Here is a 22,285-nt window from a genome sequence, read left to right on the forward strand (position 1 = left end):
AAATTCTGCTGCCGCGCCCGGCCTCCTGGCCAGGCTCGTGCGAGGCCCGTCGTCGACCACGGCGGTTCCTGGCGCCCCGACCGGGATGGTGGCTCGGAGGGAGAGAAACGTGCGTTTCATCGTCGCAGTCGTCGTCGTCGTCCTGGCGGCGGTGATGGTGGCGTTGGGCTTCGCCCAACGCACCGTCTTCGCACCCCCGCCGAGCGTGTCGTCCCAGGTCGACACCACCGACTCGGACGCGACCGTCACCGTCGTCCCCGCCTCGGCGCTGCACGGCCACGACGGGCGTCAGACGGTGTCGGTGTCGGGCGGCGACACCGCGTTCGCCGCCTACGGCCGCACGTCCGACGTGCTCGGCTGGGTGGGCGACGCGAGCTACAACGAGGTCGAGTACGACCAGTCCAGCGGCGAGCTCGTCAGCCGGACGGTGGCCGGTGACACCACCGAGGTGCCCGACCCGACCGACTCCGACCTCTGGTTCGACCAGTTCGCCGGCAGCCAGCTGACCTTCTCGCTCGACGCACCCGACGACGTCTCGCTCGTCATCGTCTCGGACGGCACCCAGCCGGCCCCGTCCGACCTCCGCATCACCTGGCCGCTCTCGACCGCGACGCCCCTGGCCGGTCCGCTGATCGTCGGCGGGCTCGTGGTCCTGCTGATCGGCATCGGGCTCTACGTCTGGGCGATCCTGCACCACCGTCGCACGCGGGGCCCGCGTCGGCGCTCGGGCGACGGCAAGCGACCCCGACTGTCGCGTCGGGCCGGCCGCAAAGCGGTCAAGGCGCTCGACGCCGGGGGCACCGAGAACGCATCACCCGTCCGGGGTCGTGCCCGCGGCATCCGTCGTCTCGTCGCCGTGGCGCCGCTCGTGCTGGTCTCGTCGCTCGCTCTGTCGGCGTGCACCGCGGACTACTGGCCCCAGCAGGCGCCCTCGACGGGGTCGGACTCGTCGACCCCGACCCCGACACCCACCTCGACCGACGGGACGGGGGCGGGCGACCAAGGCAACGCCCTGCAGCCGCCCGTGATCAGCGTGGCCCAGGCGAAACGCATCGTCGAGCGCATCTCGGCGACGGCCACCGAGGCCGACGCTTCGCTGAACGCCGACCTCGCCGCCACCCGCTTCACGGGTCCGGCCCTCGAACAGCGTCAGGCGAACTACACGATCCGTTCCAAGGACGCCGCGGCCGCGGCCCCCCTGGCCATCCCGACCGGCACCGTCACGCTCACGCTGCCGCAACAGGCCGACTCGTGGCCACGGTCCGCCTTCGTCGTCGTGCAGGACGCCGACACGAGCGTCGCCCCCGTCGCTCTCACCCTCGAACAAGAGTCCGCGCGGGACCCCTACAAGGTCGAGTACGCGGTCAGCCTGCAGACGCAGACCCCGTTGACGGTGGCACCCGCGTCGATCGGCGCTGCGCGGCTCTCTCCCGACGTCAAGCTGCTCAAGCTGCAGCCCGACCAGCTGGCCGAGGCTTACGGCGACATCCTGCGCAACGGCGACGAGAGCCAGTACGCCGCGCAGTTCCAGGCCGACGGCGACTCCCTGCGCGAGAAGATCGGCAAGACCTACAAGGACGCCAAGCGTGCGGCCCTGCCGACCACGGCGTCGATCGACTACACGTCGCAGGCCAGCGACGAGACCCCGGTCGCGTTCGCGACCAACGACGCCGGTGCCATCGTCTCGGTCGCGTTGAATGAGATCGAGACCGTCAAGCCGACGGCCACGGGCGCCAAGGTCAACCCCGAGGGCACCGTCAAGACCCTGTTGGGCCTCGACGAGTCGTCGAAGGGCATCGAGGCGACCTACGGCGTCGAGCTCTTGTTCTCCGTGCCGCCCGTCGGCAGCGACGACCCCATCGTCCTGCTCGGTTTCAGCCAGGCCCTCACCTCTGCCAAGGAGCTGCCATGACCAACCTTCCTCCCGTCCCCGCCGGTCTCCGCGGCGCCGTCGACCTCTCGTCGCTCGTCAACCGACCACCCGCGCCGGCCGGTCCGTCCGGCGGGCCGCCCGCCGAGGGCGCGACCGCAGGAGGCGCGGGGGGCGCCCCGGCCCCCGCTGCCGGTCAGGTCGCGGTGCCGGGTCTCGTGCTCGACGCGACCGACGAGACCTTCACGCAGGTCCTCGAGATCAGCAACACCGTTCCGGTGATCGTCGACCTCTGGGCGGAGTGGTGTGGCCCGTGCAAGCAGCTGTCGCCGGTCCTCGACAAGTTGGTCGGAGAGTACGCCGGCCGTCTGCTGCTCGTCAAGGTCGACGTCGACGCCAACCCGCAGCTGACGCAGGCCTTCCAGGCCCAGTCGATCCCCGCGGTGGCCGCGGTGATCGGTGGCCGTCCCGTCCAGCTCTTCGTGGGTGCCCTACCCGAGGCCCAGGTGCGCGACGTCTTCGAGCAGGTGCTCGAGCTCGCCGCGCAGAACGGCGTGACCGGCACGGCCGTGGTCGACGGCGCTCCCGTCGACGAGGCCGACGAGGTCGAGCCCGAGCCGCTTCCGCCGCACCACCAGGACGCCTACGACGCGATCGACCGGGGTGACTACGCCGCGGCGATCACGGCGTACAAGACGGCCATCGCCCAGGACCCGCGCGACCAGCTCGCCGTGGCGGGACTCGCCCAGGTGTCGTTGCTCGAGCGCCTCCAGGGCGCGTCGCTGGCCGACGTCCGTGCGGCGGCCGCGGCCGCCCCCACCGACCTCGACGCCCAGCTCGACGTGGCCGACCTCGACCTCAGCGGCGGGCACATCGAGGACGCCTTCGACCGCGTGCTGACCGTCTTCCCGTCGCTCGACCCCCCGGGCCGTGACGTGGCCCGGGCCCGCCTCCTCGAGTACTTCGAGATCGTCGGCGTGGACGACCCGCGGGTGGCGACCGCCCGTCGTCGTCTGGCGATGCTGCTGTACTGAGCCGCGCCTCCTGCGGGTACGACGAGACCCCCGCGGCCCTGACGGGTCGCGGGGGTCTCGTCGTCGGAGCAGGGACTCAGCGGCGCAGCTTGAGCCAGACGACGCCGAGCGGCGGCAACTGGACGTCGGCCGCGGCGGGGCGACCCGCCCACGGCTCGTCGGTCGCGGTCACGCCACCGTAGTTGCCCACGCCCGAGCCGCCGTAGACCTCGGCGTCGGTGTTGAGGATCTCGTCCCACCGGCCGGCCTCGGGCAGACCGAAGCGCATCCGTACGGGCTGACCCGAGAAGTTCGCCAGCACGGCGAACGATTCGCCCGACCCCGACTTGCGGAGGAACGCCACGACGCTGTGCTCGGCGGCGCCGCCTTCGATCCACTCGAAGCCGTCGGTGTCGAAGTCGTGCGCCCAGAGCGCCGATTCGTCGCGGTACACCTCGTTGAGGCGGGCCACGAGCCCGTGCAGCCCCTGGTGGACGGGCTGGTCGAGAATCCACCAGTCGAGCCCTCGCTCTTCGCTCCACTCGCTGGGCTGACCGAACTCGCTGCCCATGAAGAGCAACTGCTTACCCGGGTGGCCCCACATGTAGGCGAGGTAGGCCCGCAGGTTGGCGAGCTTCTGCCACTGGTCTCCGGGCATCTTGGCCAGCAGCGATCCCTTGCCGTGCACGACCTCGTCGTGGCTGATCGGCAACATGAAGTTCTCGCTGAAGGCGTAGACGAACGAGAAGGTGATCTCGCCGTGGTGGTAGGCGCGGTAGAGGGGGTCCTTCTCGACGTAGTCCAGGGTGTCGTGCATCCAGCCCATGTTCCACTTCAGGCCGAAGCCGAGGCCACCCTCGCTCGTCGGGCGGGTGACGCCGGGCCAGCTGGTGCTCTCTTCGGCGATCATGACGATGCCGGGGTGACGCTTGTAGGCCGTCGCGTTGGCCTCTTGCAAGAAGCTGATCGCCTCGAGGTTCTCGCGTCCGCCGAACTCGTTCGGCAGCCACTCGCCCTCGTTGCGGCTGTAGTCGAGGTAGAGCATCGAGGCGACGGCGTCGACGCGCAGCCCGTCGATGTGGAACTCCTCGAGCCAGTAGAGGGCATTCGACACGAGGAAGTTGCGCACCTGCGAGTCACCGAAGTTGAACACCAGCGTGCCCCAGTCGGGCTGTTCGCCGCGGCGGGGGTCGGAGTGCTCGTAGACGGCGCGACCGTCGAAGGTCGCCAGGGCCCACTCGTCCTTGGGGAAGTGCCCGGGCACCCAGTCCATGATCACGCCGATGCCGGCCTGGTGCAGCCGGTCGATCAGGTAGCGCAGGTCGTCGGGGCTGCCGAACCGGCTGGTCACGGCGTAGTACCCGGTGACCTGGTAGCCCCACGAGCCGCCGAAGGGGTGCTCGGCGAGGGGCATGAACTCGACGTGGGTGAATCCCAGGTCGCCGACGTACTCGATGAGCTGGTCGGCCAGCTCGCGGTAGCCGAGGCCCGGGCGCCACGAGCCGACGTGCAGCTCGTAGACGCTCATCGGGCCGGCGTGGACGTCGTTCTCGGCCCTGGCGGTCATCCAGGCGTCGTCGGCCCAGGCGTGACCGGCTTTCGTGATCACTGTGCCGGTGAGCGGCGGCACCTCGGAGGTGCGGGCCATCGGGTCGGCGCGCTCGACCCAGACGTCGTCGGGGGTGAGGATCTCGTACTTGTAGATGCCGTCCGTGATGCCGGGCACGAAGAGCTCCCAGACGCCGTTGCCGTCGAGACGGCGCATCGCGTGCCGTTCTCCGTTCCAGCCGTTGAGGTCGCCCTTGACGCGGACGGCGCGTGCGTGCGGCGCCCAGACGGCGAACGAGGTGCCGGTGACGCCCTCGTGTTCGCGCACGTGGCTGCCGAGCATCTTCCAGAGCTGCTCGTGACGGCCCTCGCCGAAGAGGTAGAGGTCGAACTCGGTGACGGTGGGGGCGAAGCGGTAGGGGTCGTCGGAGACCCACGCCGCGCCTCCTTCGTAGGTCGCTTCGACCGTGTACGCACCGAGGGGCTCGTCGCTGACGCCCTGCCAGAGGCCGTGGGCCACGTGTTCGAGGGCGAGCGGGGACCCGGAGGCGCCGGTCACCGTGACCGCGTCGGCCAGCGGTCGGACGACGCGCACGGCGGTGCGGCCGCCGCGGGGGTGTGCGCCGAGGACGGCGTGGGGGTGGCCGTGGGTGCCGGTGGCAGCCGCGTACACCTCGTCGTCGCCGAGAGCGAAGGTGGTGTGGGGTCCGGTCGGGGGAGTGGTGGTCATCGGGTCGCTCCTACGGGGCTCGGTTGAGGTCGACGGAGAGGACGTGCACCGGTTCGACGAAGGCGTCCAGACGGACGTAGTTGTCGTCGCCCCAGGTCCACGACTGACCGGTGATGAGGTCGCGCACGGTATATGTGCCACCGGGCTGCAGCCCGAACTTGGTCACGTCGAGGTGGACGGTCGTCTCGCGCGCCGAGTGCGGGTCGACGTTGGCGACGACGATGATGCCGTCGGCGCGACCACTGCGGGTGTGGGCACGCGAGAGGTACTTCGAGAAGACGAGGATCGACTCGTCGTCGCTCGAGTGGATCTCGAGGTTGCGCAGCTGCCGCAGGGCCGGGTGGGAGGCGCGGATGCGGTTGAGCTGCGTCAGGTACGGCGCCAGCGATGCCCCGGCCTCTTCGGCGGCGGCCCAGTCGCGGGGCTTGTACTCGTACTTCTCGTTGTCGATGTTCTCTTCGCTGCCCGGGCGAGCCACGTCCTCGAAGAGTTCGTAACCCGAGTAGACGCCCCAGGTCGGCGAGGCCGTCGCGGCGATCGCGGCGCGGATCTTGTAGGCAGCGGGCCCACCGAACTGCAGGTAGGGCGTGAGGATGTCGTGGGTGTTGACGAAGAGGTTCGGACGCAACCAGGCGCTCGTCTCCTTCGACAGCTCGTCGAGGTACTCCTCGAGCTCCCACTTCTCGTTGCGCCAGGTGAAGTACGTGTACGACTGGTGGAAGCCCACCTGCGCCAGCGCCTGCATCATGGCCGGCTTCGTGAACGCCTCCGACAGGAACACCACCTCGGGGTTCGTCTCGCGGATCTCGTGCAGCAGCCACTCCCAGAAGCGCACCGGCTTGGTGTGCGGGTTGTCGACCCGGAAGATCGTCACACCGAGCTCGATCCAGTGCCGCACGATGCGCAGCACCTCGCGGCTGACGCCCTCGTAGTCGTTGTCGAAGTTCAGGGGGTAGATGTCCTGGTACTTCTTCGGCGGGTTCTCGGCATAGGCGATCGTGCCGTCGGGCAGCGTCGTGAACCACTCGGGGTGCTCGGTGACCCAGGGGTGGTCGGGAGAGCACTGCAGGGCCAGGTCGAGGGCGAGCTCGAGGCCCGCGTTCTTCGCGGCGTCGACGAACCAGCGGAAGTCGGCGACCGTGCCCAGGTCGGGGTGGACGGCGTCGTGCCCGCCGTCGGGGGAGCCGATGGCATAGGGGGACCCGGGGTCGGCCGGCCCCGCGGTCAACGAGTTGTTCGGCCCTTTGCGGAACGTCGTACCGATCGGGTGCACGGGCGGGATGTACACGACGTCGAAGCCCATGCGGGCGATCGAGGGCAACCGGCGGGCCGCGGTGCGGAAGGTGCCGCTCTTCCAGGTGCCGTCGGTCTGCTTGCGGGCGCCTTCGCTCCGGGGGAAGAACTCGTACCAGCTGCCCAGGCCGGCACGGCTGCGTTCGACGCGGAGGGCCTCGGGTGCGCTGCGCGTGACGAGACTCGCGAGCGGCTTCAGCGAGAGAACCGCGGCGAGGCGCGGGTCGGTGGCGACGCGGAGGCGCGAGGCGGGGGAGAGGGCGGGGTTCGCGAGCGCCTTGGCCGCGTCGCGGATGAGTGTCGTGTCGGGGTAGTCGTCGACGGCGTCGGCCAACAGCCGACTGCCGAGGGCGAAGGTGACCTCGACGTCGAGTCCGGCCGGCACCTTGATCTCGGCGGCGTGCAACCACGTGGCCCAGTCGTCGGTGTAGGCCTCGACCTGCCAGGCCCAGTCGCCCTCGGTCTCGAGCTGCACCTGCGCCGTCCAGCGGTCGGTCCCGGGGACGCCCGCAGCCATGCGGTGTCGGCTCTCGACGCCCTCGGGGTCGATCGTGACGAGTTCGGCCCCGATCAGGTCGTGGCCTTCTCGGAAGACGGTCGCCCCGAAGGTGACCACCTCGCCGGAGAAGGCCTTCGTCGGGAACACGCGGTCGGGGGTCGTCGGGGTGAGGCCCGTGATGGGGATCCGCCCGACTCTGGGTTCGTATGCTGTCGCCACGTTGTCGACCGTACCCGGTCTGGCCCGCCCGGTCCCGACCCGGGGCGGGCCCGGGCCCGACTCGGCGTGGTGACGGTGCATCCGGGTGCGAAACGCTGATTTCGGGGTACGAAGCTGTGTCCGCCCTGTCACGGACAGACGTCAGGGTCCGGTTTGTCCCCCCAACTGGGTGCATGCATGAGCATGAATGACCTGTCGGCACTTTGGGGGACCGCGTACTGTCGGATCTGTCGCCGCGGCCTGCCCGCCCGAAGAACCCGAACTCCTCGAGAGCCCGGCGTCCGACGACACCGATCGGCCACCCGACCCGGAGCCGACAGCCCTGCAACGCCGTGCGCCACCCCGACGTCGACCTGACCGACGGCGCACGGCGGCGCTCGAGCGCGCCTCGGTGCGCGGAACAGGACCGACATGAACAAGCTCGTCACGGGTGCCGTCGCCGGCGCGGCCGGCATCGCCCTCCTCCTCGGTGGCGCGGGGACCTTCGCCCTCTGGAACGCCAGCACCGAGGTCGACGCCGCCAGCGTCGCCTCGGGCACCCTCTCGCTGACCCAGGCGTCGGCGGGCAGCTGGACCGACGTCACCAACGGCCGGAGTACGGCCCTGACGAGCGCCCAGGTCGCCGCCTACAAGATCGTCCCCGGCAGCAAACTGCAGTTCACGCAGCCGATCACGATCGCCGCCTCGGGCAACGACCTGCGCGCCGACCTCACCTACGACGCCACGTCGGTCACCGGCAGCCTCAAGCCCTACGTGACGAACGCCCTGACCGTCTCGACCGCCGTCGGCACCACGACCCTGCCGTCCGGCGTCACCGCGGGGGGAGCGCCAGGCAGCTACGTCGTCGCCCCGGTCTCCGCCGGCAGCACCTCGGCCGTCGTGACCTTCGTCGTCGAGCTGCCCTCGTCGGAGACCGACGCCGCGAGCCAGGGTGGCACGCTCGACCTGAGCAAGCTGACCTTCACGCTCACGCAGCGCCCCATCGCGTAGCGGCGCCCCGGCCGGACGGCCGCAGCAGCCGCGTCACCGACGGGCGACCGGGCCGCACCCGACGCGGCCCGGTCGCCACCTCGCGGCGACCCACTCGACCCGACCTCCCGACCGACCCGACCGACTCGTCCGACCAGCGGGCCCCGGACCACCGCATCGCACGACCGACCACCAGGGGGTGAGACGTTGACCGGACCGTTCCGCGCACGCGCGCGTCACCGCTCCACCGAGCGCGCCTCCTCGTCCCGTCGTCCGCTGCGATCGCTGTGGGCGGGGACGGCCGTCGTGGCCGGTGCCGTCACCGTCGCCCTCGTGGCGACGGGCGGCACGTACGCGCTGTGGAACACGTCCGCGACCTCGAACGCCCAGATCGTGAGGTCGGGAACGGCCGCGCTCTCGATCGCCGGGCAGCCGGACCTCGACACGCCCCTCGCCCCGGGGCAGGCGACCGCGACCACCTTCTCGGTGACGAACGGCGGCGACGTCCCGCTGTCGATGCGGGTGGCTGTCACCGCGACCACGACGTCGTCCGGCGCATCGGGCACCGGCGCGGACTCGCTCGACGAACTGACACTGCGCATCACGCCGGTGTCCTCGGCGTCGGAATGCACGGCGACGACCAGCGGCGGGTACTCGGCCCGGCCCGCCGGCTTCGACACCGGCTCCGGGTACTTCACGCTTCCCTCGGGCGTCTCGGCCCTCGCGTGTCTCGTCCTCGCCCTCGATCCGGACGCCCCCCTGGCCACGTCGGGTTCGGTCGCCGACCTGACGATCACCGTGTCGGGGACGCAGGTGACGTCGTGAGGCCCGCACGCCTTCGGGTCGCGCTCGTCGTGGGACTGGTCGTGCTGCTCGTCGGCAGCGGCACCGGCACGAGCTGGGCATTGTGGAGCGCCTCGACGTCGTTCGACCAGACGGCCACCCTCGGCACGCTCTCGACCTCCGTCGACGGTGTCTCGAGTCTCGGGACGACGTACGAGAGCCGGTCGGCGTCGGTCACGGCGCCCGTGACCCTGCGGAACACCGGCAACGTGGCGGCCACGGGGACGATCCAGGCCTCGACGGCCCCGACGAACACCCCGGCCTCGACCACCCTGCTCTCGGAGATCTCGGTCGTCACGTGGCCGGTCGACTCGACCACCGCCTGCACGCCGAGCGCGACCGCCCCCTCGACCGCCCTGGCCGGTACCTGGGCCTCACCGCCCGCACCCCCGTCGGTCGTGCTGCCCGCGGGAGGGTCGGCCTCCTGGTGCTATCGCACGACGCCGACGGCCGACGCGCCGGCGTCCGCCACCGTCGACGCGAGCCTCACGACGACGGTCACCGCCGGCTCGTGGACCGCTAGCAGCTCGGCCGGCTTCTCCCAGGCCACCGCCGACTCGCTCCCGCCCGTCTATTGCACCGACACCGGAGCCTGGTACGTCACCATCCGCTACGACAAGTCCACCCGTCCCCTCGACACCTACTACGGCCTGAGCATCGACGGCACCCTCGTGGCCGATCCCGACCAGGGATACAACGGCTATTTCCAGCTCGACGCTGCGGAGATCAGCACGGACCTCGCCCCCGACGGGCGCGTGTTGACCCGGGTCGTCGTCCTCGACCAGGCCGGGGCGCCGACGTCGACCGTGGTGTCGAGCGGTTACGTGACCTTCGGTCAGCACTCGACCAGCACGGCTCGCACCGTGGTGTGCTCGTGACCGCGACCCGCCGCTCCGTCGTGGCGGCCGTCCTCGGGGTGGCTGCCCTGGTTACGGCTCTGGTGGGTGGCGGTGCGCTCACGGCCCCGACGTCCGCAGCGGCGGCCACCGCGCCGCGTCTGATGGTGAGCGACGACGGGGAACACTGGCAGGGTCGGCTCGACTCCGCGCTGTTCGGCGACGACCTGAGGCTCGTTCCCGGGGCGAGCGCGACCGGCACCTTCTGGGTGAAGAACCTGTCGAGCGAGCCGGCCACACTCACCGCCCGCCTCGTCGACGTCACCACCTCGTCGCCCGCGTTCGCCGAGGCCGTCACCGTCAGCTCGCGTTCCGACCTCGACGTCGGCGCCCTGCCCCCCGTCACCCTGGCCGGCGACGGCTGCACCCGCGTCCTCGCCCCGCTCCGGCTCGCCGCGGGGCGCGAGGTCCCGGTCACCGTCTCGGTCGCGCTCGCCGAGTCCGCCGCCGACGGCACCGGGGGCCAGACGCTCGACTTCGGCGTGCTCGTCACGCTCACCGGCCTCGCCGGTGCGGCCGTGCCCGCGGACTGTGCTCCGACGGGGACCGCCGCTCCCGCGGACTCGGCGGGCTCCGTCGAGACGAGCGCAGGAGGCGCGGGTGGCGGCGGCGTCTCGAGCGCGACGATCGAGGCGGTGACGACCCGCGCCTCCTCGGCTGCCGGAGCCGGCGGGGCCGCGTCCTCCGGCGGCGGCCCGGCCGGAGTCGGTGGCACCGAGCTGCCCCTCCACGCACTCGACGCGCTCGACGACTTCGTGCCCGTGCCGTTGCGGGGCACGTGGCTGCCGCTGATGATCGCGGCGATCGCCGTGTCGTCTGGCGCGTTCGTGGCGGTCGGACGCCGCCGCCCGACGGAGGACGACAGGGCGTCGGACGACCCGGCGAGGCAGCGGCCGTGAGCGGCCGCCGTGCCGCGGTGCGCGAGAAGGGTCTGCTGCACGCCCTCGGCCTCGGCCTCAGCGCGGGGCTGTTCGCCGTCGTGGTGGGACTCGCGCTGGTGCTGATCGTCGTGCCGAAGGTCGCCGGGGCCACACCGCTGACCGTGCTGACCAGTTCGATGGAGCCCCGGTTGCCCCCGGGCACCCTGATCGTGGTCGAGCCGACAGCGGTCGACGAGATCCATCTGGGCGACGTCGTCACGTACCAGATCGAGAGCGGCCGTCCCGAGGTGATCAGCCACCGGGTGATCGAGGTCGTGTCGTCGTCGGACGGCGGTACGGCCTTCGTCACGAAGGGCGACAACAACTCCGAGCCCGACGAGGCCCTCGTGCTGCCCGAACAGGTGCGTGGCACGCTCTGGTACTCGGTGCCGTGGCTCGGATTCGTCAACCAGGTCGTGAACGGTGACGCCCGGTCGTGGATCGTGCCACTCGTGGCCATCGCCTTGCTCGGCTACGCGGGCTACGCCCTGGCCGCCGGCCTGGTGGAGGCGCAGCGTCGGCGGGCGCGGGCGCGGACGCGGAAGGCCCGCCCGGCCCCACGCTGAGCGAGGGGCCGGACGGGCCTCGGGCGGTGCTCCTACTTCGTGAAGCCGACGATCGTCCAGTCCACGTCGCTCGCGCCGGCGCGAGCGCCGTAGTTCGCGAGCTTGGGGCTCTGGAACGAGATGAACGGCGCCTGGATGATCGGCATCGAGTGCCCGATCTCCCAGATCTTCTCGTCGGCCTGGTTGTACAGGTCGGCGGCCTTCTCGGGGTCGCCCTCGGCGACGGCCTGGTTCAGCAGCTCGTCGATCTCGGGGCTCGAGACACGGCCGTAGTTCTGGCCCTGCTCGTCGGAGTTGTAGATGCTGACACCGGACGCCTGGTAGCCGGTGCCCTGCCAGACGAAGATCGTCATGTCGTAGTTGCCGGGGGTGACGTTGTCCTCGAAGAACGCGTCGACGGCCACGGCGTTGATCTTCAAGGTGATGCCGACCGCGGCGAGCTGGCTCTGCATGACCTCGGACAGCTGCTGCGAGATGGGCGTGCCCGACGGGATCGTGATGGCGATCTCGAGCTTCTCACCGTCCTTCTCGAGCACGTCGCCGTTCAGCTCCCAGCCGTCGTCGGCGAGGATCTTCTTCGCCTTCTCGACGTCGTAGTCGCCGGTCTCCTTCGCGTTGTCCTGGTAGGCCCCGTCCGTGCTGAGGAACAGGTGGTTGTTCAACGGCGTCAGTTCGTAGGGGAGCGTGCCGGTGATGACCTTGCCGAGCGCCTCACGGTCGACCGCGTGCTGGATCGCCTGACGGATCTTCTCGTCGGCGAGGACGCCCTTCGTGCTGAAGTCGACGTGGGTGTACCGGGCCGACGGTGCAGCACGGATGTCGGTGTTCTTCGCACCCTTGAGGCGGTCGTACCGCTCGGACGAGTTTCCCGTCACGAAGTCGATCTCACCGTTCAGGTACGCGTCGACGTCGGCGTCGCTGTCGAGGGCGCGGAAGACGATCGAGTCGAGCTTGGGCGCGTCGCCCCACCACGCCTCGTTCGGGACGATCGTCACGGTCTGCGCCGTCGTGTCGATCTTCTCGACCTTGTACGGTCCTGCCGAGACGGGCAGGGTGTCGACGTACGCGGTGTTGAAGGCGGTCGGGTCGTTGTAGAGGCTCGCCGGGTAGAGCGGGGCGAACATGCTCTTCCAGTCCGAGAACGGCTCGGAGTAGGTCACGACGACCTGCTTGTCGCTCGAACCCGCCTCGACCGAGGCCATGCGGTCCGGGCCGAGCGTGCTGCCGACCTGGTACTCGGCGTTCGAGCCGTCGAGGGCGGTCTTCCAGGCCTGGAAGTCGGCGACCGTGATCGGGGTGCCGTCGTTCCACACCGCGTCGGGGTTGATGTCGTAGGTCACCACGAGCGGGTCCTGGCTCGTCGCCTCGGCACTCGTGACGAGGTTCTCGTCGATCTGCGGCACGCCCTTCTCGTCGATGCGGAAGGGCTGCGGCAGCACGGCGCTCTCGATCAGCGAGGCATCGCCGAGGGCTCCGTCGAGCTGCGCGTAGTTCCACTGCGAGGGCAGCTGCTGCAAGGGGAGGGTCAGGTCGCCCCCCTGCTGGACGTCGGCCGCGGCCGTGGCATTGATGTCGCCATCGGGGGACAACTGGCCGTTCTTGGCGGCCCCGTTGCCGTCGTCGCCGCCGCCACCGCTGCACGCCGTGACGACGAGGGCGATGCTGACGAGGCCGGCCGCCAGGCCGAGCTTCTTCGTGATCTTCATGGCACTCCGAACTGAAGGGTGGTGAAAAGTGCTGATCAGCGGGAACGTACTGCGTCGTCGACCTGTGCGGGCACGTGTCGCGACGCGTCCCGAGAACTGACCGCGTGTGCCCAAATGTACGGATGCCTTGAATCCACGCAAACTTTCATGTGAATTTGTTACACGCTCGAAACCTGGCCAGCTGGTCGGGCCGCGGGGTACGTCTAGTGTGATCTGCCATGGCTCGATTCCTCGCCCGCCGGCTGGTGTACTACGTCGCCCTGGTCTTCATCGCGACGTCGCTCACGTACTTCCTCGCCTCGGCGACCCTCAACCCCCGTGCCGTCTACGCCGACCGCAATCCCCGGCCCTCGGCCGAGGTGGTCGACGCCAAGCTCACCTCCATCGGCGTCAACGACAAGGACCCCCTGGGCGAGCGGTACGTCCACTGGCTCGGGGGTGCGGTCACGGGAGACCTCGGTCAGACCATCCAGGACAAGCCGGTCACCCAGGAGTTCGGGCCGAGGCTGGGGGTCAGCCTGCGCCTCCTGCTGGTGGGCTCGATCCTCGGCATCGTGCTGGCCGTCGTGGTCGGCACCTGGAACGCCATCAGGCAGTACAAGTTCTCGGACCGTGTGTCGTCGGTGTTGTCGTTCATCCTGATCTCGACGCCGGTGTTCCTCACGGCGGTGCTGTTGAAGATCGGGGCGACGAAGCTGAACGACGTCCTGGGCTATCAGCTGATCACCTTCACCGGTGAGGCGACGCCGAACCTGACCGGGGGCTTCGGCACGATCGCGTGGGACCGCATCGCGCACCTCTTGCTGCCGACGATCTCGATCGGCGTCGGTCTGATCGCGGTCTACAGCCGGTACCAGCGGGCGACGATGCTCGACGTGCTGCAGGCCGACTACATCCGCACGGCCCGCGCCAAGGGACTCCGTCGTCGCCCCGCGATCTTCAAGCACGGGCTGCGCACGGCCTTGATCCCGATGACGACGCTGTTCGCCTTCGCGTTTCTCGGCGTGCTGACCGGGGCGACCTTCACCGAGAAGATCTTCGCCTGGAACGGCCTCGGTGCCTGGTTCATCGATGCCGTCCAGTCGAACGACATCAACATCGTCGTCGCGTACACCCTGTACAGCGCCATCGTCGTCCTGCTCGCCGGCTTCGTGTCGGACGTGCTGAACGCGGTGCTCGACCCGCGCGTCCGAGCGCAGAAGTAGGGCCGCCCCATGACCCGGTTCACACCCGACCTGCTCGAGGGTCCGTCCGACGCGGTCGTCCCCGAGTCGCGCGAAGAAGTCGCGGCGACGACGCCGAACCGCTTCGTGCTGACCTTCCGTCGCCTGTTCGCCAACCGCGGCGCCACCGTCGGCCTGGTGGTCGTGCTGCTGCTGTTCGTGTTCGCGTTCGTCGGCCCGCTCGTCTCGCCGTTCGCCTACGACTACATCGACTACACGGCCCTGTCGTCGCCGCCGACCGGCACGCATTGGTTCGGCACGAACAACATCGGCCAGGACGTCTTCGCCCAGACCGCCCGGGGCCTGCAGAAGTCGCTGCTCATCGGTCTGCTGGTCGCCCTGTTCTCGACGGTGATCGCCGGGATGCTCGGTGCGATGGCGGGCTACTTCGGCGGCTGGATCGACCGGGCCGTGATGGTCTTCGTCGACCTGCTGCTCGTGCTGCCGTCGTTCCTCATCATCGCCATCCTCTCGCCGCGCCTCAAGCAGTACGGCTGGCTGATCCTGGTGGCCCTGCTCGCCCTCTTCGGCTGGATGATCACGGCCCGTGTGGTGCGCTCGCTGACCCTCAGCATCAAGGAGCGGGAGTTCATCCGCGCCGCCCGCTACATGGGCATCGGCCACTTCACGATCATCCTGCGGCACATCCTGCCGAACGTCGCGTCGTTCCTGGTGATCGATGCCACGATCGCGATCGGGGCCGCCGTGCTCACCGAGTCCGGGCTGTCCTACTTCGGCTTCGGAGTCCAGCCGCCGGACGTGTCGCTCGGAACGCTGATCGCCCAGAACCAGAGCGCCGCGACCACCAAGCCGTGGCTGTTCTTCTTCGCGGCCGGCGCCCTGATCGTGTTCGCCCTCGCGAGCAACCTGCTCGGCGACGGGCTGCGCGACGCGCTCGACCCGACCTCGACGGCCGGCCGCACCGGTCGCCGCCGACGCTCGCGCGGCCGGACGCCCGAGAGCACAGGAGGCGCGACGCCCCTCGGTCGCGCCGGCGGCGTCTCCGAGGCGGCGAGCCCCGCCCCATCCCGCACGAACGACGAGAAGGGGGAGCGCGCATGACGCTCACCGAACCGGTCGACCGCACCCGCGCCTCCTCGGCTCCGGTGCTCGAGGTGCACGACCTCACCGTGACCTTCCCGACCCCGGACGGCGACGTGCGCGCCGTGCGCGGTGTCGACCTGACGCTGCGCCGCGGCGAGGTGCTCGGCATCGTCGGCGAGTCGGGCTCCGGCAAGTCGGTCACGAGCCTGGCCGTGCTCGGCCTGCTGCCCTCCACCGCCAAGGTGACCGGCTCGATCACGCTCGACGGCGAAGAACTGCTCGGCCGCGGCGACAAGGCGATGTCGGCGATCCGCGGCAAACGCATCGCGATGGTCTTCCAGGACCCGCTGTCGGCGTTCACGCCGGTCTACACGGTGGGCCAGCAGATCGCCGAGACCGTGCTGATCCACCGCGGGGGCTCGAAGAAGCAGGCGCGCGAGCGGGCGATCGAGCTGCTCGGACTCGTGGGCATCCCCGAACCCGAGCGGCAGGTCGACTCGTTCCCGCACGAGTTCTCGGGTGGCATGCGGCAGCGCGCCATGATCGCCATGGCCATCGCGAACGACCCCGACGTCATCCTCGCCGACGAGCCGACCACGGCCCTCGACGTGACGATCCAGGCACAGGTCATCTCGGTGCTGCGCACGGCCCAACGCGAGACGGGGGCCGCGCTGCTGTTCGTGAGCCACGACCTGGGCGTCATCGCCGGGTTCGCCGATCGGATCGCCGTCATGTACGCCGGACGCGTCGTCGAGACGGCGACGGCCGACGACCTGTTCGCCCACCCCCGCATGCCGTACACGGTCGGTCTGATCGGCGCGTTGCCGCGGCTCGACCAGCGGTCGGACCAGCCGCTCGTGCCGATCCCCGGGACGCCGCCGTCGCTGCTGTCACTGGCCCCGGGCTGCCCGTTCGCGGCGCGCTGCCCGCTCGTGACGGCCGAGTGCCGCGTCGACGAGCCCGCGCTCGAGCAGGCCCCGGCGGTCGAGGTCGGCCACCGGGCCGCCTGCCTCCACGCGGACCAGCTCGTGGGCGAGGGCACCGACCCCGAGGACGTCTACGACCTCCCGCCCGCCCTCACCTCCGACCTGGCGGCCGTGCCCCGGGCGTCGCGGGACCGGGTGCTGCACGTCGACGGACTCGTCAAGACGTTCCCGCTCACCAAGGGGTCGGTGTTCAAGCGACGCGTGGGCAGCGTGTGGGCGGTCGACGGGGTCGACCTCGACGTGCGCGAAGGCGAGACGCTCGGACTCGTGGGCGAGTCCGGCTCGGGCAAGAGCACGACGCTGCACGAGATCATGGACCTCCGCGTGCCCGAGGCCGGCACCATCGAACTGCTCGGCACGGCCCTCGACCGCAAGCTCGACGGCTCGACGGTGAAGAGGCTGCGCGGCGCCGTGTCGATGGTCTTCCAGGACCCGATGGCCAGCCTCGACCCGCGTCAACCGGTCAGCGACATCATCGCCGAACCGTTGCTCGCGATCGGTCGACCCCGCGACGAGGTGTCACGCCGGGTGCCCGAGCTGATGCGCCTCGTCGGGCTCGAGCCTGCCGCGGCCACCCGCTACCCCCACGAGTTCTCGGGCGGGCAGCGGCAGCGCATCTCGATCGCGCGGGCGCTGGCGGCCGATCCGAAGCTGATCGTGCTCGACGAACCGGTGTCGGCGCTCGACGTGTCGATCCAGGCCGGCGTGCTCAACCTGCTGGCCGAGCTCAAGGCGAAGCTCGACCTGTCGTACCTGTTCGTGTCGCACGACCTCTCGGTCATCCGGCACGTGGCCGACCGGGTCACGGTGATGTACCTCGGCCGCACCGTCGAGACGGGCCCGGTCGACGAGGTGTTCGAGCACCCGCTGCACCCGTACACGCAGGCACTGCTGTCGGCCGTGCCGGTACCCGACCCGGTCAAGGAGCGGGCACGTGAGCACATCGTGCTGCCGGGGGACCCGCCGACGCCGACGGTCAAGCAGACGGGGTGCCGGTTCCGCAGCCGCTGCCCGCTCTACGCGATGCTGCCCGAGGCCCAGCGCTCCCGCTGCGAGGACGAGGTGCCCACGATGCTGCCGCACGGTCGCGACGGCGCCGACCACACCGCCGCGTGCCACTTCGCCCGGGAGAAGCAGCTCGTCTGAGGCTGCTGGGGTCTGAGCCCGCCGGGGGTCAGCGCAGCAGCGCGAGCGAGAGGGTGACCACCAGCACGTTCATTCCGACCGTGGCCCAGAAGGCGAGCTGGAACGAGCGTTTGCTCGTCTTGTGGCGCAGCAGCTGTTGCGCGACGAGGGCTCCGGGCCAGCCGCCGAGCAGACCGAGCAGCAGCAGCGTCCGCTCCGGTACGCGATGCCGTCCTCGCCGGGCCGCGGATTTGTCGAGTGCGTAGACGAGGGCCGTGAGGACGGTGACGCCGACGAGTCCGCCGATCAGCCAGGGGGTGAGGACGCCGAGCAGGGGTGACGTCGACCCTCGGGTCAGGGCCCAGGCGCCTGCGGCGACGCCGAGCACGACCACCAGCCCGACGACGAGGGCGACCCTGCCTGCCCGCGTGGGGCGGGGTGCCCGGGCCCGGGGTACGGACCAGCGCGTGCCGACGGACGACACCCGCACGGCCGCCGGCCCCCGGTCACCGTGACGGTCGACCTCGTACGAATAGATGTCGCCGACCCGGGGCCGGGCCGTGCCGCGGCCGAACGCCGTGATGTGGACGAACGCGCGGCCCCGCCCCGAGGTCGGGGTGAGGAACCCGAAGCCGCGGTCGTCGTCCCACGAGGTGAGCGTGCCCTCGACCCGGGCCGGTCCGCCGGTCATGCGCCCGACCCTAGCCCGCGCTCGCCGTGTGCCCGCCGCCTTCGCTTCGCGCCATGAAGTGGACACCGCGTCACGTTCTAGCGCGGCGCGGTGTCCACTTCGTGGCGGCGTGGGCTCCGCGGGCTGATGGCGGGAGGCGCGGCGCGGGTCAGTCGCGGCGGATCGACGCGTAGGTGCCGCCGGTGGCGCGCACGAGGTCGTCGGGGGCGATCTCGATGTCGAACCCGCGCCTCCCGCCGCTGACGAAGACAGAATCGAGGGAGGCGGCGCTCGCGTCGACCACGGTCGTCGCCGCGGTCCTCTGGCCGAGCGGGCTGATGCCGCCGACCACGTAGCCGGTGCGGCGTTCGACGAGGGCGGGGTCGGCCAGCGAGGCCTTCTTCGCCCCGACGGAGGCGGCGAGCGCCTTGAGGTCGAGACGGCCGGCGACCGGGACGACGCCCACCACGAGGGTGCCGTCCGCGTCGACCACGAGGGTCTTGAAGACGCGTTCCTCCGAGAGGCCGAGCTCGGCGGCGGCCTCCGCACCGAAGTTCGTCGCCGTGTCGTGGTGCTCGTAGGTGTGTGCCGTGAACGGGATGCCGGCGGCGGCGAGCGCGACGGTGGCCGGCGTCGCGGGGCCGCGCGCCCCTCCGGCGTCCTTCGTGCTCACGGGGCGTCCTCGACCGTCGTGGCGCCGAACACCACGACGGTCGGGCCCGACACGAGCAGCTCGTCGCCAGGGGCGGCGGCCGTGGGCACGCTGCGATCGTCGCTGGTCCAGAGCGCCGTGTACGCCGTCACGCCGTGGTGCCGGGGGAGCGTCACCGTGACGCTGGTCTCGGCCCCGTGCACCACCACGAGCACCGTGTCGGGCGCCTCGTGTTCGGGGGTCGAGGTGGCGAGGTACTGGAGGGTGCGGACACCCGGGTCGTTCCACTCGTCGGGACGCATCTCGTCACCCGAGGCCGAGTACCACGACATCTCGTTGGCGCTGAGCGTGCAGGCGCCGTCCAGGCCGAATCGCGACGGGCGGAGGGCGGGGTGCTCGGCACGCAGCCGGGCCAGGGTCGCGACGTCGTCGTGCAGGGCCCGGTGCCAGGGCTCGTCGGACCAGTCGACCCAGGTGAGTTCGCTGTCGGTGCAGTAGGCGTTGTTGTTGCCGTGCTGGGTGCGACCACGCTCGTCGCCGGCGGTCAGCATCGGGATGCCGGCCGACACGAAGAGCGTGGCGAGCAGGTTGCGCATCGACCGGCGGCGGGCGTCCGAGATCCAGGGATTGACGCTGTCGCCCTCGACCCCGTGGTTGAACGACCGGTTGTCGTCGGTGCCGTCGCGGTTGTCCTCGCCGTTGCTGAGGTTGTGCTTTCCGTCGTACGAGACGAGGTCGAGCAGTGTGAAGCCGTCGTGCGCCGTGACGAAGTTGACGCCCGACAGCGGGCCGCGGTCGTGGGCGTAGATGTTGCTCGACCCGCTGAGCTTCGACGCGAAGCTGCCGAGGCCCGACGGGGGAGCGCCCTGGGAGCGGGCGGCGGCGACGTCGGTCAGCCAGAAGTCGCGGGCCCGGTTGCGGAACCGGTCGTTCCATTCGATCCAGCCGTCGGGGAACGCGCCGGTCTGCCAGCCGCCCATGCCGACGTCCCACGGCTCGGCGATCATCTTGACGCCCTCGAGGACCGGGTCGGTCACGATCGCCTCGAGGAGCGGGTGCTCGGGGTCGAAGACGTGGTCGGCCCCTCGCCCGAGCGTCGCGGCCAGGTCGAAGCGGAACCCGTCGATCTGCACCTCGTCCGCCCAGTAGCGCAGCGAGTCGAGCACGAGCCGAGACGCGGCCGGCGTGCTCGTGTCGAGGGAGTTGCCGCACCCCGTCACGTCGACCGGGCGGCCCTCGGCGTCGTGGCGGTAGTAGGCCGAACCGTCGAGGCCGCGCAGGCTCGTGACCGGGCCGCCCACCTCGCCCTCTTCGGCCGTGTGGTTGTAGACGACGTCGAGGTACACCTCGATGCCGGCCTCGTGCAGCAGGCGCACCATGCCCTTGAACTCGCGGAGCACCGCCGAGGCGCCAGCCAGTTGGGCGTCGCGGCTGGCGTAGGCGGCGTGCGGGGCGAAGTAGCCCAGCGTGTTGTAGCCCCAGTAGTTCTCGATGCCCTGGGCGACGAGACGCTGCTCGTCGACGTGCTGGTGCACGGGCAGCAACTGCACCGCCGTGACACCGAGGCCCGTCAGGTAGGCGATGGTCGACTCGGCGGCGAGGCCGGCATAGCTGCCGCGCAGTTCTTCGGGCACGAAGGGGGCCAGTCGGGTCAGACCGCGGACGTGCGCCTCGTAGACGACCACCCGGTCGAGGGGCGTGCGGGGCTTGGCCACCCCGCCCCAGTCGAACGACTCGTCGACGACGGTCGACTGCCACGTGCCACGTCCCGTGCGACCGAGCCCCCGCGCGTACGGGTCGAGCAGCTCGAGCGAGGGGTCGAAGGCGTTGCCGGCACCGGTGGGCCCGTCGGCTCGCAGCCAGTACCGCCGCCCGGGGGTGAGGGCACCGTCGGTGGCGCTCCACACGTCGTGTTCGTCGCGGGTCATGGGCACGACGCGGTCGTGCGGGGCGTCGTCGATCACGACGTCGACCCGGGACGCGGACGCCGACCAGACGCGCAGCGTCGGCCCGTCGGGCCCGGGACGGATGCCGAGATCGCGCAGAGGGTCGAGGTCGGTCACGCGTTTACAGTAGAGGAGGCGCGCGTCGGCCCCGAAATCATCGAGCGTCACCGCCCACCCCAGCCTGAGGACCCGAACATGAGCGTCTACCTCGACCACGCGGCCACCACGCCGATGCACCCGGCGGCGATCGCCGCCTACGCCGAGGCGCTCGGCACGGTCGGCAACCCCTCGTCCATCCACTCGGCCGGCCAGAACGCCAAGCGCGTCCTCGAAGAGGCGCGAGAACGCGTCGCCGCGACCCTCGGGTGCGACCCGATCGAGATCGTCTTCACCTCGGGCGGCACCGAGGCGGTCAACCTCGCGATCAAGGGGCTCTGGTGGGCGAGGCAGTCCGACCGCCCGCGCCCGCGCCTCCTCGTCCCGGCCGGCGAGCACCACGCCACCGTCGACACCGTCGAGTGGCTCGAACGCTACGAGGGGGCCGTCGTCACCTGGCTGCCCCTCGACGAGCGGGGCCGGGTACGCGTCGACGCCCTCGCCACGGCCCTCGACGAGGACGACGACGTCGCCCTCGTCAGCCTGCTCTGGGCCAACAACGAGGTCGGCACCATGCAGCCCGTGGACGAGGTCGTGGCGCTCGCCGCGGCTCACGGGGTGCCGGTGCACTCGGACGCCGTCGCGGCGTACGGGCAGGTGCCCATCGACTTCGCGGCCTCGGGGCTCGCGGCGCTCAGTGTCAGCGCCCACAAGATCGGCGGGCCCATCGGTATCGGCGCGCTCGTGTTGTCGCGCTCGGCGACCGTCGTGCCGCTGATCCACGGCGGAGGGCAGCAGCGGCAGGTCCGCTCGGGCACCCAGGACGCCCCGGCCGCCGTGGCCTTCGCCGTCGCCGCCGAGCAGCGGCACGGGGACTACGAGCCGTTGCGCGACCGGCTGATCGCCGGGGTGCTGCAGTCGGTGCCCGGGGCGGTGCTGCGGGGCGATCCCGTCGACCGGCTGCCGGGCAACGCCCACTTCACCTTCGACGGCTGCGAGGGCGACTCGCTGTTGTTCCTGCTCGACGCCGCGGGGGTCAGCGTGTCGACCGGGTCGGCCTGCCAGGCCGGCATCCCCGAGCCGTCGCACGTGCTGCTCGCCATGGGGCTGCCGGCGGACGCTGCCCGCGGTGCGCTGCGGATGACCATCGGGCACACGAGCACCGACGCCGACGTCGACGCGCTGCTCGCGGCCTTGCCGTCCGCCGTGGCGCGCGCCGGCCGGGCGGGTTACGCGGACCGCGCTCCCGCGCTCGGCGCCCGCTGACCCGGGGCAGGGCTCCACGAGGTCCCGTGGCCCCCGAACGGGTGGGTTGTCGGACCCCGCAGGGGGTGGTCTACTCGACGTCATCACACGTGAGCACGTCTCACGGGCAGGGCCTCACCATCCCTCGCCCCCGCCGCTGACTCGCGGCCCGCCGCCCACTCACCACGGGCGTCCATCGCAACATCCGAGCGACGCCCTCACCGGT

General features: G+C 71.1%; 17 protein-coding genes. 11 read left to right on the forward strand and 6 right to left on the reverse strand.

Annotation, left to right across the window (positions count from 1 at the left end):
• The first annotated feature begins 109 nt into the window (after nucleotides 1–109).
• On the forward strand, nucleotides 110–1,912 hold the full coding sequence (locus HRF36_RS03015; RefSeq protein WP_173205969.1) for a hypothetical protein: 1,803 nt from the start codon (nucleotides 110–112) through the stop codon (nucleotides 1,910–1,912).
• Nucleotides 1,909–2,904, forward strand: a complete 996-nt coding sequence (locus HRF36_RS03020) for a tetratricopeptide repeat protein (RefSeq protein ID WP_173205972.1) — start codon at nucleotides 1,909–1,911, stop codon at nucleotides 2,902–2,904. The genes HRF36_RS03015 and HRF36_RS03020 overlap by 4 nt, the downstream gene beginning before the upstream one ends.
• 76 nt (nucleotides 2,905–2,980) lie before the next feature.
• On the opposite strand, the gene glgB is transcribed toward HRF36_RS03020, so the two are convergent.
• Nucleotides 2,981–5,161 (reverse strand): 1,4-alpha-glucan branching protein GlgB, encoded by a 2,181-nt coding sequence (gene glgB, locus HRF36_RS03025; protein ID WP_173205974.1) that lies wholly within the window; start codon nucleotides 5,159–5,161, stop codon nucleotides 2,981–2,983.
• A gap of 10 nt (nucleotides 5,162–5,171) precedes the next feature.
• Nucleotides 5,172–7,172 (reverse strand): alpha-1,4-glucan--maltose-1-phosphate maltosyltransferase, encoded by a 2,001-nt coding sequence (locus HRF36_RS03030; protein ID WP_371739980.1) that lies wholly within the window; start codon nucleotides 7,170–7,172, stop codon nucleotides 5,172–5,174.
• A 411-nt stretch (nucleotides 7,173–7,583) separates the two neighbouring features.
• Between HRF36_RS03030 and HRF36_RS03035 the strand changes: the two genes are divergently transcribed.
• From HRF36_RS03035 to HRF36_RS03055, 5 genes are all read left to right on the forward strand, one after another.
• Complete coding sequence (locus tag HRF36_RS03035; RefSeq protein ID WP_173205980.1) at nucleotides 7,584–8,162, forward strand: alternate-type signal peptide domain-containing protein; 579 nt, start codon at nucleotides 7,584–7,586, stop codon at nucleotides 8,160–8,162.
• Nucleotides 8,163–8,348: 186 nt separating this feature from the next.
• On the forward strand, nucleotides 8,349–8,966 hold the full coding sequence (locus HRF36_RS03040) for a TasA family protein (protein ID WP_173205983.1): 618 nt from the start codon (nucleotides 8,349–8,351) through the stop codon (nucleotides 8,964–8,966).
• Nucleotides 8,963–9,862, forward strand: coding sequence for a hypothetical protein (locus tag HRF36_RS03045; protein WP_173205986.1), 900 nt, complete (start codon nucleotides 8,963–8,965; stop codon nucleotides 9,860–9,862). Before HRF36_RS03040 ends, HRF36_RS03045 begins: the two co-directional genes overlap by 4 nt.
• Entirely contained in the window at nucleotides 9,859–10,779 is a 921-nt protein-coding gene (locus HRF36_RS03050; protein WP_173205989.1) for a hypothetical protein, read from the forward strand. Before HRF36_RS03045 ends, HRF36_RS03050 begins: the two co-directional genes overlap by 4 nt.
• Complete coding sequence (locus tag HRF36_RS03055; RefSeq protein ID WP_173205992.1) at nucleotides 10,776–11,366, forward strand: signal peptidase I; 591 nt, start codon at nucleotides 10,776–10,778, stop codon at nucleotides 11,364–11,366. Before HRF36_RS03050 ends, HRF36_RS03055 begins: the two co-directional genes overlap by 4 nt.
• 32 nt (nucleotides 11,367–11,398) lie before the next feature.
• Here the strand turns inward: HRF36_RS03055 and HRF36_RS03060 are convergent, their stop codons facing one another.
• Nucleotides 11,399–13,072 (reverse strand): ABC transporter family substrate-binding protein, encoded by a 1,674-nt coding sequence (locus HRF36_RS03060; protein WP_173205995.1) that lies wholly within the window; start codon nucleotides 13,070–13,072, stop codon nucleotides 11,399–11,401.
• 218 nt (nucleotides 13,073–13,290) lie between these two features.
• On the opposite strand from HRF36_RS03060, the gene HRF36_RS03065 reads away from it, so the two are divergent.
• From HRF36_RS03065 to HRF36_RS03075, 3 genes are read left to right on the forward strand one after another with little or no spacing between them, the layout of a single operon-like run.
• Entirely contained in the window at nucleotides 13,291–14,277 is a 987-nt protein-coding gene (locus HRF36_RS03065; protein ID WP_173205997.1) for an ABC transporter permease, read from the forward strand.
• Nucleotides 14,278–14,286: 9 nt separating this feature from the next.
• Nucleotides 14,287–15,357, forward strand: coding sequence for an ABC transporter permease (locus HRF36_RS03070; protein ID WP_173206000.1), 1,071 nt, complete (start codon nucleotides 14,287–14,289; stop codon nucleotides 15,355–15,357).
• Entirely contained in the window at nucleotides 15,354–17,471 is a 2,118-nt protein-coding gene (locus tag HRF36_RS03075) for an ABC transporter ATP-binding protein (RefSeq protein WP_173206003.1), read from the forward strand. Before HRF36_RS03070 ends, HRF36_RS03075 begins: the two co-directional genes overlap by 4 nt.
• Before the next feature lie 28 nt (nucleotides 17,472–17,499).
• On the opposite strand, the gene HRF36_RS03080 is transcribed toward HRF36_RS03075, so the two are convergent.
• From HRF36_RS03080 to glgX, 3 genes are all read right to left on the reverse strand, one after another.
• Nucleotides 17,500–18,141 (reverse strand): cold shock and DUF1294 domain-containing protein, encoded by a 642-nt coding sequence (locus HRF36_RS03080; protein WP_173206006.1) that lies wholly within the window; start codon nucleotides 18,139–18,141, stop codon nucleotides 17,500–17,502.
• 148 nt (nucleotides 18,142–18,289) lie between these two features.
• Nucleotides 18,290–18,793, reverse strand: coding sequence for a Cys-tRNA(Pro) deacylase (gene ybaK, locus HRF36_RS03085; RefSeq protein ID WP_173206021.1), 504 nt, complete (start codon nucleotides 18,791–18,793; stop codon nucleotides 18,290–18,292).
• The gene (glgX, locus tag HRF36_RS03090) at nucleotides 18,790–20,835 is read right to left on the reverse strand and encodes a glycogen debranching protein GlgX (protein WP_173206024.1); all 2,046 of its coding nucleotides are present in this window, start codon (nucleotides 20,833–20,835) and stop codon (nucleotides 18,790–18,792) included. Before glgX ends, ybaK begins: the two co-directional genes overlap by 4 nt.
• 78 nt (nucleotides 20,836–20,913) lie before the next feature.
• Here glgX and HRF36_RS03095 point away from each other — a divergent pair, with 78 nt between their 5' ends.
• Nucleotides 20,914–22,080: a cysteine desulfurase family protein gene (locus HRF36_RS03095; protein ID WP_173206027.1), complete on the forward strand. Its 1,167-nt coding sequence runs from the start codon at nucleotides 20,914–20,916 to the stop codon at nucleotides 22,078–22,080.
• Nucleotides 22,081–22,285: the final 205 nt, after the last annotated feature.

The sequence above is a fragment of the Frigoribacterium sp. VKM Ac-2836 genome (genome assembly GCF_013248995.1).
Taxonomy (GTDB): domain Bacteria; phylum Actinomycetota; class Actinomycetes; order Actinomycetales; family Microbacteriaceae; genus Frigoribacterium.